Genomic DNA, 12675 nt, shown 5'->3' on the forward strand with positions numbered 1-12675 from the left:
CGCGCCGCATCTTGATCTCCGGCGGCGGCAGGGCGATCACGTCACCCGTGATCGACGTGGAGACCCTGCAGCGCTGGACGGACGAGATCGGCTACAGCGCCGAGCTGACGAAGCCGTCGACCCTGCGCATCCGTCCGCGCGAGGAAGGGGTCGTCGAGCTCCCTCCGTTCTACGTCCAGTGCACCGAGAACTGGGTCGTGCTCTCGATGTTCGGCGTGCTCGATCTGCTCGACGCGCGATGCGACGCCCAGGGCGGCGCTGCGATGCCGACCCTGGCCGAGGACACCGGCCAGGTGCTCGGCTTGCTCCGTCATCTGCTCGAGGCCAACCGCGACATGCGCGTCGCCAAGTTCGCCCTCGATGATCGGAACGAGATCCTGCTGTGCGCCGAGCTGCCCACCGAGTCGCTCGACCGCTCGGAGTTCGTCGACGCGGTCGAGCGGATCATCGAATACGGCACGACCTACCAGCACACCCTGCTTGGCGCCGACACCTGAGGCGCCGGGGCGCGTCGATGTCCGGTCCGCGCCGCGGCGGGGTCACTTCTGCGTGATCACCACGCGGTTGTCGTCCCGGTAGGTGATGTTGCCGGACTCGCCGCGGCAGTCCCAGCAGGTCGCCCACGCGAGCCGTCGCCGCACGTAGCCGTTGAACCCGAGCGCGAGCGGCCCCGGATCGTCCTTGAGCAGCAGCGACGACGCGATGCGGTAGCGGTCTCCAGGGAGCTTCAGGAACGCGACGATGAACGCGTCGTCGTCGGCCTTTCCCGTCACGACGAGCACCTCCTCGCCCGGGACCGGGTTCCAGAGCAGCGGAGACGTCGTGAGCGTGGTGTTCGGGGGCGGGCCCGCCTCGGGCTGGCTCGCCGGAGCGCCGCTCGGCGAGAGCCGCGTCCGGCCCCGGCTGAGCACGGCGTTCGCGTCGTCGGGCTCCTTGAAGAAGGAGATCTGCCCGCCGAGGTCGCGCAGCTGCGGCACCGACGCGAGCAGCTCTGCGACCTGCTGCGGCCCGATCTCCGCGCGCCGGAAAGTCTGCTGCCACTGCGGCGACGGGATCGACGCCGCGTTCGGCGCCCCGTGGCAGCACCGGAAGCCGATGTCGTCGCCCGTCACCGCCGGATCGACCGCCGCGCGGCGCGCGCACCGGTGATCCACGGCGCTCGCGCTCGCCGTGGCCCCGCGCACGGCGGCGGCCTTGGGCTGGAGGTTCTCGATCGGCGCGATGTCGCTCGCGGTCCACTCGCGCAGCGCAGCGCCCATCCCGACGACGCCGAACCCGGATGCGCACGACGCGGGCGCCTTGGCGCACGCCGGGTCCCACGCCGCGCCGCCCGCGTAGGGCGTCCCCTCGGGGCCCTTGCATGCGCGCTCCCACTCGAGCTCGGTGCACAGCCTCCCGCCGGCCTGCTGGCAGAGCTCCGAGGCGCGCGCCCGCGTCACCCCGGTGAGCGGAGCCTGCGCAGGATCGTTCGGGTACAGGGCGCGATCGACGGTGAAGCCGCCCAGCTCGACGTCGAGCAACGCCGGCTCGAGCGTCGGATCGCGCCCCTTGTCCCCGGGCGTGCTGCCCGCGACGAGCTTTCCAGCAGGGATCTCGATCCGCGCGGGCCCGGCCGCCGCGGCGCCGGCCCGCGGCGTCGCGCTCGCGGCGGGCGACTCGTTCTCGGCCGCCTCGAGCACCTTCCCCTGGGGCGCGGGCGCCTGGGGGGCGCCTCCGTCCGCGCGCTTCTCCCCGGGCTCTCGCTGCTCGGCGCGGCTGCAGCCGGCCCCTCCGGCGATGCCGGCGGCCAGCAGGATCAGGGCAACGGCAGGCGTCCTCGTCGGCACGGTTCCTCGTGAGCGCCTCGCCTTATGTCGCAGGACCCCTCGCCCGTCAAAGTGCCCGCGCTATGCTGGCCGGGATGGGGCAGGGCGTGAGCGGCGCACCGGATCCGATGGCCTCGCAGATGGCGCAGCTCCTCGCTGGCAGCGATCTCGACGAGCTGCGCGAGGTCGTGAGGCGGTGGGTCGCCGAGGCGCCGACCGAGGGTGTGCGCCGTCACTACCAGGAGCTCGGCGGCCGCCTCGTCGACCTCAAGGCGGCGCTCGCCGAGAACCCCGTGCAACCCACGATCGCGGAGCTCGAGCAGGCGCTCACGATGATGCTCCGGCTCGCCGCGTCGAGCCCGAGGACGTGAGCCCCAGGTGATGCTCGCCGATTTCTCTCCGTGGTTCCTGCGCGCCTTCGGGCTCTGCTTCGGCCTGCTCTGGGGCAGCTTCCTCAACGTCGTCATCCATCGCGTCCCGCGCGAGCTCAGCGTCGTCCGTCCGGGCTCGTGCTGCCCGGCGTGCGGCGCGCCGATCCGCGCCTACGACAACATCCCCGTCCTCAGCTACCTGCTGCTGCGCGGCCGCGCTCGCTGCTGCGGTGCGCCCGTGTCACCTCGGTATCCCCTGGTGGAGGCGGCGGGCGGTTTGCTCTCGCTCGCGATCATCGAGGTCATCCTCCTCCGGCTCCCCGGGACGACGCCGGCCCTCCACGCGCTCGCCACGTACACCGCCGACCTGGCGCTCGCGCTCGGGCTGCTCGCGGCGACGTTCATCGACCTCGAGCACATGTTCATCCCCGACTCGATCACCATCGGCGGCGCGGTGCTCGGCGTCGCGACCGCGTCGCTGCGGTCGATGGGCTTCGTCGACGCCCTCGTCGGCGCGGCGGTCGGCTTCGGCATCGTCTGGCTCCCGTTCGTCGTGATCTACCCGCGGATCCGCGGCGGCCGCGTCGGCATGGGCCTCGGCGACGCCAAGCTCCTCATGCTGGCGGGCGCGTGGTTCGGCTGGGGGGGCGCCCTGTTCGTGCTCGGCGCCGGCGCCATCCAGGGATCGATCATGGCGATCGCCATGCTGCTCCTGCGCGGGAGCATCGAGGAGCCCGAGGCGGTGCGCCTCGAGCGGGAGCAGATCCGCGTCGAGCTCGCGGCCATGTCCCCCGAGGAGCGGGCCGCCGCCGAGGAAGAGCTTGCGCAAGATCCGCTCGCGGAGGAGCCTCGCGAAGGGTTCGGCCAGGCCCGCATCGCGTTCGGCCCGTTCCTCGCGCTCGCGACGCTGGAGTGCCTGCTCGTCGGCCGCGACGTCCTGGACGCGTACCTCTCCTGGATCGACGCAGGATGAACGCCGCTCTGCGCCGCGCGCTCGGGATCTCGCTCGCGTCGCTCCTCGTGCTCGCGGGCTGCGGTAGCTCGCTCCCGCTGCCTCCGACCGGCCCGCACCTGCCGAGCGAGGCGACGGTGGTCGTGCCGTACCCTCCGCCGCCTGCGCGGGTCGAGATCATCTCGCCGTCCGAGCGGCCGGGCGACGTGTGGATCGACGGCGAGTGGCAGTGGCGGAGCCGCCGCTGGGCGTGGCAGCAGGGACGATGGGAGCCCGTCCCGCCGGGCGCGTACTTCGCGCCTGCCACCACCGTGCGCCGCGCAGACGGATCCCTGGTGTGGTTCGCCGGCGTGTGGCACCTCCCCGGCAAGAAGTGATCGACACCGCGTCCGAGCGATGGGAATTCACCCCGTGCCGAGGTGCCCGCCGCCCGATCGGCATCGGCGAGCCAGCTCGGCGTGCCATCCCCTGCACGGATCGATGAGCCTTGCCCCATGATGCTTGCCTGGTCGTTCGCAGCGCGCACACCCGACGAAATCGCCCGACTCCTCCGCGCCCTCGGCAAGCACCGGTACGTGCGCGAGGTCGATCATCGGCTCCACTGGTCCGTCGATCACGCCCTGGCCGAGCTGCCGGAGTTCGCGCCGCACGCGTCGGCCTTCCAGGCGCGCCTCCGGAAGGAGCGCGCGCTCGATCTCGGCTCGCGCGACCCTTCGCTGTGGCGCGAGGCGAAGACCGAGGACGTGATCGCGGCCCTCACGGCGTTCTGGACCCCGGATGACGCGGCGCTGCGCTACCGGAGCCGCCTGATCGAGGCGCTCGCGCGGACGGGCCTCCCCGAGGCCACGCACGCCCCCTTCGCGTCGGCCCCGAACGAGCCCCCGCACCCGGAGCTCGTGATGCTCGACTGGGAGCTCTACCCCGTCGACGAGCTCGACGCCGACCGGCACGCCGGCGCGCTGGCCGCCATGGAAGAGGCCGAGGAGGCGGTCAACGCGTCGGCGCCGATCTACAACGAAGGGCCCGTCGTGGCGGCGCCGGAGCTCTGCGAGGGAGCGCCCAACGGGGTGCTCGCGGACGATTTCCTCGTGTGGTCGGACGGGCCTTACAGCTATTCCGACTACGTGTTCCGCGGCGTCGCCAAGGCGGCGAAGCTCGTCGAGCCGCCGATCGGTTACCAGGATCTGTAACGGCCGCCCGCGGGCCCCGCGCGTCAGTAGGGATCGGGCTTCGGCGGCGGGACGGTGGGATCCGCCTCGGCGGGGGGCTTGACGATCTTCGGGGTCGCCGTGGCCGCGGGGGCCGGCCCTCGCTGCGCGTGGGAGAGCGTCACCTCGAGCTCGATGTCCCGATCGAACACGAGCATCCGTCGTTGCGCGGCGTGGCCTGGCGCGGAGACCTCGATCCGGTGCGCCGCGCCGTCCTTGATGAGCTTGCCGTCGAACGGGTTCGAGGGGAGCTCCACCCCGTCGACGAAGATCTTCGCGCTGGCGGGGCTCGCCTTGATCGATGCGCGGAGGAGCGACGCGTCGGTCTGCTCGCGTGGAGCGCTGCTCGCGGCGGATGGCGGGGAGGGCTCCGGCGCGGGCAGCGCGCTCTGGGCCGGCGGCGGGGCCACGCGGAGGCTCTGCTGGACCGGATCGCGCAGCTTCAGGTACAGCGTCGCGGCGCCGACCAGCGCGATGACCGCTGCGAACGCGACGAGCGGCAACCGGGAGCGCCGCGGCGCCGGCGCGGGCTGAACGGCCGTGGCCGGCTCGGTCCGCACGACGGCGTGGAGCGTCGCCTGCGGGGGGCTCGAGCGGTGGAGGGCGCGCGTGGGCGCCGACGGCGACGAGCCCGTGGTCGCGCCCTCCTCCTGCGCGGGAGGATCCGAGTCGAGCGGCTCGCGCCCTGGCAGCGACGGCAGCCTCGGCGCGCGGCCGGCGAGCCCCGCGCTCCCCGCCTCCGCGCCGTGCTCCTGCAGCTGCTTGAGCTGGCGATCGATGATCGCCCGGATCTCGGACCGCTCGCCGGTGAACAGCTCGCGCATGAGCGCGCCGAGCTGCTCGGCTGTCACCTGCTCTTCCAGGCGTTCCGTGTAGCGAGCGAGCTCCGCGCGAAAGGCGGCGGCCGTCGAATAGCGCTGGTCGGGCGAGTGCGCGAGCGCCTTGGCGCAGATGCGCGCGAGCTCGACGGGCACCTCGGGGCGCGCGGACCGCAGGTCCGGGATGTCCCGCATCAGGCGCGAGATGATCTGCGGATCCGACAGCCCACGCCAGAGGCGGCGGCCGGCGAGCATCTCCCAGAGGATGACGCCGGCCGAGAAGACGTCCGCGCGCCGATCGATCTGGGAAGAGTGCGAGAACGCCTGCTCCGGCGCCATGTACGCGACCTTGCCCTTCATCGTGCCGGTCTGCGTCTCGACGAGGCGGTGCGCGGCGAGCGCGATCCCGAAGTCGACGATCTTCACCTGCCCGTCGTAGGTGACGAAGATGTTGTGGGGGCTGATGTCGCGGTGAACGACGTTGAGCGGCGTCCCGTCGTAGTCGACGAGCTCGTGGGCGTAGTGGAGGCCGGCCAGCACCTCGCTGAGGATCCAGAACTGGATGGCGAACGGGATCGCCCGGGCTTGCTCTCGCGCGCGGGAGATCACCCGGCTCAGCGGCTGCCCGTCGAGGTACTCCATGGCGATGAAGTACTCGCCGTCCGCGAGGCCGACCTCGTTGGTCTGCACCACGTTGCGGTGGTTCAGGCGGGCGGCGAGGCGGGCCTCGTCGAGCAGCATGTCCCGGAACTCGGGCTCGTCGGCGATGTTGGGCCGGAGGCGCTTGATGACCTGCAGCTTGCTGAAGCCCGCCGGCCCCACCGCGACCGCCAGGTGCACGTCCGCCATGCCCCCGTGCCCGAGCGTCGCGATGAACCGGTATTTTCCGAAGCTCCGCGCGTGCCGATCCGAGGGCGACGCCTGCGCGTCCGGCGGCGCGTCCCGGCCGACCGTGGTCGTGGCGTCGCGATCCGGGCGCCGCACCTGGACGGTGGGCGGGGGCTCGGGCGCGGGGACGAGCCCCTGCCTGGAGACCAGGGTCCCGCCGTCGATCGCTGCCCGCACGCGCTCCGGCGGGCCCGAGGCGGCGAGCTCGTTGCTGCGGGCGGAGTCCGCCGCCCAGTCAGCCTCCTCGATCGTCCCTTTGCGCTCGCCCACCGCCGAATGGTCCTGATCCAAAGACGTGCAGTCAAGCTGACGACAGCGCGGGCCAGCGTTTGCGCGGCAGCGGGCGGAGGACGAGCGGCTCGCCCGTGACGGCGAGCCGGCGTCCCGCCCGTAACCGCAGCGAGGACCGCCGCGCGCTCGGCCTGCTCCAGCGCGCGATCCGCCGAGCGTGCGCTCGGAGCGCCGCCGGACAGAAGCGCCCGGCGGGAACGTTTCACGCTCAGAACGCCGCGGCGTCTGCTGCTACTGTGCGGGACGCCACGCCCCCAGGCGGTCCCGGACCCCGGGCGGGTGCAGGAAAATTCGCCTGTGATTGCGCACGTTTGCCCCTGAACGAGGTAGCCCGATGCCCTGTGACTCGATACCGCGGCGCCTGCTAGGCCAGGCGAAGGCGCGTCCCGAGGCTCCTGCCCACTACGTCAAGGAGGGGGGCTTCTGGAGGATGACCAGCTTCCGGGAGTACGCGGGCGAGGCGCGGCGCGCCGGCAAGGCGCTCCTCGCGCTCGGCCTCGAGCCCGGCGCCACGGTCAGCCTCCTCGGCTTCAACCGGCCCGAGTGGGTGGTGCTCCACGTGGCTTGCATGGCGATCGGAGGCGCTCCCGCGGGCATCTACACGACGTGCTCGCCCGAGGAGGTGCGCCACGTCGTGCGCCATGCGGGGTCGCAGGTGGTGCTGGTCGAGGACAGGGCCCAGCTGGAGAAGGTGCTGAGCCAGTGGGATCGGCTGCCGCGGCTCTCGTGGGTGGTGCTGATGCGGGGCGCGGAGCCCGCGGGCGATCCGCGGATCCTGGCCTGGGATGAGTTCCTCGCGCGGGGCGACCGCGTCTCGGACGCGCTGCTCGAGCAGCGGCTCGACGCGCTCGAGCCGAACGGCCTCGCGACGCTGCTCTACACCTCCGGGACGGTGGGGCCGCCGAAGGGGGTCATGCTGAGCCATGAGAACCTCACGCGCTCGGCGGACATGGCGGCGCGCCTCATCCCGTGCTCGTCCCGGGACATCGCGCTCTCCTACCTGCCTCTTTCGCACGTCGCCGAGCAGATGTTCACGATCCACATCCCGGCCTCGGTCGGCGCGGCCGTGTACTTCGCCGAGTCGATGGCGGCGCTCGCCGACAACCTCAAGGAGGTGCGGCCTACCGCCTTCTTCGGGGTCCCGCGCGTCTGGGAGAAGCTGAGGGACGGGATCGACGCGAAGCTCTCCGGCGCGAGGGGGTTGCAGAAAATCATGCTCGATCAGGCGAGGCGCGTCGGGCTCCAGCACAGCGAGCTCCGCGCCCGAGGCGAGCAGCCGGGGCCGCTGCTCGCGCTGCAGCACCGCGCCTTCGACACGCTGGTCTACGCGAAGGTGAAGGCGGCCTTGGGGCTCGGCCGGGCGCACGCGTTCAGCAGCGGCGCGGCCCCCATCGCGAAGGAGGTCCTCGATTTCTTCGCGTCGCTCGACATCCTGATCACCGAGGTCTACGGCCAGTCCGAGGTGACCGGCGCGACGAGCTACAACCTGCCGGGCAGGACGAAGCTCGGCTCCGTGGGGCCGTCGGTGCCAGGCATGGACGTGAAGATCGCGGACGACGGCGAGATCCTCGTGAAGGGGCCGACCGTGTTCCTCGGCTACTACAAGGATCCCGAGGCGACCGCGCAGGCCCTGGTCGACGGCTGGCTCCATTCGGGGGATCTCGGCCGATTCGACGAGGAAGGGTTCCTCCACATCACCGGGCGGAAGAAGGAGATCCTCATCACGGCCGGCGGAAAGAACATCTCGCCCAAGAACATCGAGGAGGCGCTCAAGCGCCACGACCTCATCGCCGAGGCGGTGGTCGTCGGCGATGGGCGCAAGTTCCTCACGGCCCTGCTCGTGCTGGCCCCCGACGCGGTGAAGCGCCTCTCGGCCGAGCGCGGGCTCGGCCGCGAGCTCTCGCACGCGTCGCCCGAGATCAGGGAGGCCGTGCAGCGGGCCGTCGACGAGGTGAACGGCGAGCTCGCGCAGGTCGAGACGATCAAGAAGTTCTCGATCCTGCCGCGCGGCTTCACCATCGAGGACGGCGAGCTGACGCCGACGCTCAAGATCAAGCGGCGCAATGTGAGCCAGAATTTTGCGCGCGAGATCGAGGCGATGTACGCCGAGTAATTCATGCGCAACGAGCCTGCTACAGCCGTCTCCTTCGACTTCGGCCAGACCCTGGTGGAGCTCGACACGGGGCTGCTCTCCGCCCGCCTCGCCGAGCGGGGGATCGCCGCGCCTCGGGAGCGGCTGGACGGGGCGGTGGACGAGGGCTGGCGCGCGTACAACGAGGCGATCCAGCGCGGGCTCGGCGGCCACCCGTGGAAGATCATGATGCGCCGCCTGCTCGAGGCGGGCGGCGTCGAGGCCAGCGCGCTCGACGCGGCGGTCGACTGGCTCTGGACGGAGCAGCCCCGGAAGAACCTCTGGCGCCGGCCGATCGCGGGGATGATCGACGTCGTGATCGAGCTCCGGCAGGCCGGCGTGCCGGTCGCGGTGCTGTCGAACTCGGAGGGCCGGCTCGAGGAGCTGATCGAAGAGCTCGGCTGGTCGGCGCACTTCGTGGCGGTGGCGGACTCGGGGCGGCTCGGGTTCGAGAAGCCGGGCAGGGAGATCTTCGCATGGACGGCCGAGCGCCTCGGTGCGCCGCTCGCCGCGGTGGTCCACGTCGGCGATTCCTTCGCCGCCGACGTCGGCGGCGCCCTCGCGGCAGGGATGCGGGCCGTCTGGTTCAAGGGGGACCCGACGCGGGCTGCGGAGGTGTCCCAGGCCGAGCGGGTGGCGGTGTGCGACGGCGCGGAGACGCTGCGCCGCGCGCTCCGGGCGTTCGGCGTCCGCTTCTAGCGCGTGCGCTGCGCCGCGCGCCGTCGTGCGGCCAGCGATCTCCATGAGCCCGTCACCTGGCGAGCGCGGCCCGCAAGCGCGGCGCTCGCGCGCGAGGTCGCGAGGTCCACACGCGCGTCGCGCGCTCGCCCTTCCGTCCGTGAGCACGAACGTCCCGGAAGGCGCTCCGCCCCGCGCTCGTCGCGCGCGCTTCTCCGCTGGCTCTCCTCGTCCTGCTGCCCCGCGCCGGTGGGTCGGTCTCCGGATCGTGCAGCCGATGCACGTCGCGCGGTGGTTCGGGCATTGCTGGAGACCGGTTCACGATGATCGCCAACGATGCAGACATCGAACAAGAGTCCGGACGCCGGGAGCGGCGAGCGAACATTCCCGCCGCCGTCCCTCGCCTCTTCGGCGAGGTCCGCCGCGCGGACGAGCGGCTCGTCTCGCTCGTGCAAGAGCGCCCTGTGGCCACGCTCCTCGCGGTGGCCGCCGTGGGCTACCTGATCGGGCGGGTCGTAACACGGTTGAGTTGAGGAGGTCATCATGACGGCACGCGAGGTCGAGGTCGAACGGGAGCGCGACGCGCGAGAGGTGGTGAACGACGCGCTCAGCCGGCTCGACGCGGCGGAGGTCACGCGGGCGGTCTCGGCGTTCGCGCGGGACAACCCGCACGTGGCGATCGCAGCGGCGGCTGGGCTGGGGTTCCTGCTCGGCGGGGGCCTGACGCCGCGCGTGCTCAGCAGGCTCGGGTCGCTCGCGACGCGCAGCTACGTCAAGAGCGCGCTGGCCCAGGCGGTCGAGCTCGTCCTCGATGAGCAGACGCGGTCCCAGAGCCATCCCGGCTCGTCGCCGTGATCCAGCAGGCACCTGCTGCGCGTACCTTGGTTGAAGGTGGGGTCGTTTGAACCGCCAAGGACGCCAAGATTGTTGAGGTTTTTCTAGGCGCCCTTGGCGGATTGGCGGTTTCACCACAGGCGCGTCCCGGCCGCGTCCGCACGTGGATCGCGGCTCGATCGTTGCTCGTTCGCAAGATCGCTGGGCCACGCCACGCCGGGCGCAGGGTCCTCCTTCAGGTCCTGCGGCTGCAGGTCTTGCGGATGCGGCGACCGCCGCTCTCGCTCAGCACCTCTTCAACGCTGCGGGAAACGTCGGGCAAGCACCGCACGGAGAGCAACGCGCCGCCGCCGGCGCTGCCGTCGTCGAGCCGGCGCGCCTCGTACTCGGGCAGGCGCGCGCCGAGGACGGCGCCGAGCAGGGTGCCGGCAGCGCCAGCGGCGCCCGCTCCCGCGAGGCACGCGACGATGGGCCCCGCCAGGAACGCGTCGAGCCGCGGAATGATCAGCGCGCCTCCTGCCATGATCGCCGCGAGCGTGCCCCCGACGAGCCCTCCGATCACAGCGCCCAGGGCGGCCCCTTCGGACGCCTTGCTGTGGATCGTGAGCTCGATCTCGTCCAGACGGGAGTGCTGCCTGGGCACCATGCTGATGTCCTCGGCCGCGACGCCCAGGGCGAGGAGGCGGCCAAGTGCGCCCGCGGCTTCCGTGCGACCTGGGAAGAATGCAGTGAGCGTCCGGTAATACATCATTCGACGAGTGCCCCTGTGCCGCGGTTCGCGAGGTGTCTCGTTCAATCCATCTGCTCTCGGAAAAGCATCGCTTGTGCCGCTCCGGCTGCGCAGATGTCGCTCGGCTGCTGGAGCACATCCCGGGAAATGATGGAAGGCGCCGCTCCGCGCGTGGGCGGTGCGGCGCCTTCGCGCCCCCCTGGAGCTCGCTCAGCGGGCGCCGAGCTCGTTGGAGTACGAGCCGGTGCTCTCCTGGAGCTTCTCCTGGATCTGGTCCTGGGTCCGCTGCGCAGCGCCCAGGGCGCGCTCCTTGGCCCTCTCCGCGCGCTCGCGCAGCCGGCTCGTGCTGTCGCGCAGCCGGCGGCGAGCCTCGTCACCTGACGTCGGCGCGACCAGGACGCCAACCCCGACGCCCATGGCGACGCCGAGGCCGAGCCCGACCGACAGGGGAACGATCCAATCGAGTGAGCTCCTTCTCCTGTAGGGGAACATGTCGGCCATGTAATTGACGAGATCGTTTGCCTTCATTGTGGCTCCGTCGGTTCGTATCGCGTGGGGGCGCGTAACGCGTATCCCTCAGCGTGGATTCACGTGGCTGGAACAGTGACCGGCGGGACGTGAGGCAGCGCGCATGCCAAGGGCATATTGCGCACGGAGGGGGCAGGGCAGGGGGCTGCCCTGCCCCGAGGAGCGATCGCGGCGGAGGAGCGCCGCGGCGTTACCGGCAGAAGCCGTCGATGCAGATCTTGCCTTCGCTGCAGGGCGTCTCGGGATCGCAGTCGCCGCCGAGGTTGTCGCTCGACCCGCAGACCTGGTGCTCGCCGGAGAACGTCGCCACCGTCCTGCACTCGCTCAGCGAGGGCGGCTGGTTGTCGCAGGCGTTCGGGTTCGGCTGGTCGCACGAGATGTAGCAGCTGTGGTGCAGACAGATCGACCCCGGCGCGCAGACGTCCTGCGCTCCATCCTCGCCGCACACGAAGTTGCTCGACTGATTCGGGATGCAGCCGTTCTCGACCCAGACGTCGCCCTCGGGGCAGGCGGCGCCGTCGCTCCTCGGAACACAGGCGCCGTCGACGCAGACGGCGGAGGGGCCGCCGCAGTCGTCGGTGATGACGCAGGGCTGCGCAGGGCGGGAGCAGATGCCGAGGGTGGCGTCGCAACGGTAGCTGCTGGGGCAGTCCGCGTCCTCGCTGCAGGCGGGCGTGCATTTGCCCTCGACGCACTTGTCGTTGACCGGACACTGCGTCTGATCGAAGCACTGGTCCTGAGGCGCGGTGCAGATGCCGCTGACGCAGAGGTAGTCCGCGCCGAGGCGGGCGCAGTCGGCGTCGGCGCCGCACGCGGCCGGGGTCGCCGGCACGCAGGTCGCATCGGCCTCGTCGCCCTCGCAGACATAGCCGTGGATGCAGCCGAGCGGCTCGCCGCTCGGAAGGACCTGATCGCAGCTGCCGGGCTGACACGTGCCATCCGGCGCGCAGGTCTCGCCATCGGCGCAGTCGTCCGGGTTGCCGCAGTACACGACGCCGCCGGGGGCCCCGCCGCTGCCCCCCTCCCCGGAGGAGCCGCTCGCGACGCAGGCGGCGGTGTGGTCGTCGGCGATGACGCACTCGAAGCCCCGGCTACACCCCCAGGTCGTGCAGTCGCCGATGTGGCATTTGTTGTCTTCGCCACAGGTCTCGTTGATCCAGCAGTCGGCTGGCCCGTCACAGCCGCTCGGGATGCCAGGCGTGCAGTCCTCGACGACTGCATCACAGAAGGGGCTGTCGGCGTCGTCGTCGTAGATGGGGCAACCCGCGAGGAGGGGCGCCAGCACGCTCGCGAGACCCAGCAGAGTAAGTCGCTTCATTCACCGTCTCCCGAAAGCATTCGGCCGCCCGGCGTCGAGGAGCCGCGCCCTCGCGCGTGACGGTCGCGACCGGACGAGCGTAGCAAGCGACATGCCCCACACAAGCCTGGCAAGTCGCGGCGC

General features: G+C 71.8%; 14 protein-coding genes. 9 read left to right on the forward strand and 5 right to left on the reverse strand.

Annotated elements, in window-relative coordinates:
• Positions 1-11: 11 nt before the first annotated feature.
• Positions 12-497 (forward strand): YbjN domain-containing protein, encoded by a 486-nt coding sequence (locus tag WME73_RS47880; RefSeq protein WP_437742967.1) that lies wholly within the window; start codon positions 12-14, stop codon positions 495-497.
• A 42-nt stretch (positions 498-539) separates the two neighbouring features.
• On the opposite strand, the gene WME73_RS47885 is transcribed toward WME73_RS47880, so the two are convergent.
• Positions 540-1826 carry a formylglycine-generating enzyme family protein gene (locus WME73_RS47885; RefSeq protein WP_437742968.1) on the reverse strand — a complete coding sequence of 429 codons (1287 nt, stop codon included), beginning with the start codon at positions 1824-1826 and terminating at the stop codon, positions 540-542.
• A gap of 74 nt (positions 1827-1900) precedes the next feature.
• Between WME73_RS47885 and WME73_RS47890 the strand changes: the two genes are divergently transcribed.
• The 4 genes from WME73_RS47890 (at position 1901) to WME73_RS47905 (ending at position 4318) form a co-directional block, all read left to right on the forward strand.
• Positions 1901-2176, forward strand: a complete 276-nt coding sequence (locus WME73_RS47890) for a hypothetical protein (RefSeq protein WP_437742969.1) — start codon at positions 1901-1903, stop codon at positions 2174-2176.
• A 10-nt stretch (positions 2177-2186) separates the two neighbouring features.
• Positions 2187-3149: a prepilin peptidase gene (locus WME73_RS47895; RefSeq protein WP_437748125.1), complete on the forward strand. Its 963-nt coding sequence runs from the start codon at positions 2187-2189 to the stop codon at positions 3147-3149.
• Positions 3146-3505, forward strand: coding sequence for a YXWGXW repeat-containing protein (locus WME73_RS47900; protein ID WP_437742970.1), 360 nt, complete (start codon positions 3146-3148; stop codon positions 3503-3505). The genes WME73_RS47895 and WME73_RS47900 overlap by 4 nt, the downstream gene beginning before the upstream one ends.
• Positions 3506-3622: 117 nt before the next feature.
• Positions 3623-4318, forward strand: coding sequence for a hypothetical protein (locus WME73_RS47905; protein WP_437742971.1), 696 nt, complete (start codon positions 3623-3625; stop codon positions 4316-4318).
• A 23-nt stretch (positions 4319-4341) separates the two neighbouring features.
• On the opposite strand, the gene WME73_RS47910 is transcribed toward WME73_RS47905, so the two are convergent.
• On the reverse strand, positions 4342-6312 hold the full coding sequence (locus tag WME73_RS47910) for a serine/threonine protein kinase (RefSeq protein ID WP_437913950.1): 1971 nt from the start codon (positions 6310-6312) through the stop codon (positions 4342-4344).
• A gap of 355 nt (positions 6313-6667) precedes the next feature.
• Between WME73_RS47910 and WME73_RS47915 the strand changes: the two genes are divergently transcribed.
• The 4 genes from WME73_RS47915 to WME73_RS47930 all read left to right on the forward strand — a co-directional run bounded on the left by WME73_RS47915 (position 6668) and on the right by WME73_RS47930 (position 9997).
• Entirely contained in the window at positions 6668-8446 is a 1779-nt protein-coding gene (locus WME73_RS47915) for an AMP-dependent synthetase/ligase (protein WP_437913951.1), read from the forward strand.
• A gap of 3 nt (positions 8447-8449) precedes the next feature.
• Positions 8450-9163, forward strand: a complete 714-nt coding sequence (locus WME73_RS47920; protein ID WP_437742974.1) for an HAD family hydrolase — start codon at positions 8450-8452, stop codon at positions 9161-9163.
• A gap of 302 nt (positions 9164-9465) precedes the next feature.
• Positions 9466-9675, forward strand: coding sequence for a hypothetical protein (locus WME73_RS47925; protein WP_437742975.1), 210 nt, complete (start codon positions 9466-9468; stop codon positions 9673-9675).
• A gap of 10 nt (positions 9676-9685) precedes the next feature.
• Positions 9686-9997, forward strand: coding sequence for a hypothetical protein (locus WME73_RS47930; protein ID WP_437742976.1), 312 nt, complete (start codon positions 9686-9688; stop codon positions 9995-9997).
• A gap of 214 nt (positions 9998-10211) precedes the next feature.
• On the opposite strand, the gene WME73_RS47935 is transcribed toward WME73_RS47930, so the two are convergent.
• From WME73_RS47935 to WME73_RS47945, 3 genes are all read right to left on the reverse strand, one after another.
• On the reverse strand, positions 10212-10727 hold the full coding sequence (locus WME73_RS47935) for a hypothetical protein (protein WP_437913952.1): 516 nt from the start codon (positions 10725-10727) through the stop codon (positions 10212-10214).
• Positions 10728-10916: 189 nt separating this feature from the next.
• Positions 10917-11234 (reverse strand): YtxH domain-containing protein, encoded by a 318-nt coding sequence (locus WME73_RS47940; protein WP_437742978.1) that lies wholly within the window; start codon positions 11232-11234, stop codon positions 10917-10919.
• 190 nt (positions 11235-11424) lie between these two features.
• Entirely contained in the window at positions 11425-12552 is a 1128-nt protein-coding gene (locus tag WME73_RS47945) for a hypothetical protein (RefSeq protein ID WP_437913953.1), read from the reverse strand.
• Positions 12553-12675 lie beyond the last annotated feature (123 nt).

The organism is Sorangium sp. So ce302 (assembly GCF_051530145.1).
In the GTDB taxonomy this organism is placed as follows: Bacteria; Myxococcota_A; Polyangia; order Polyangiales; family Polyangiaceae; genus Sorangium; species Sorangium cellulosum_B.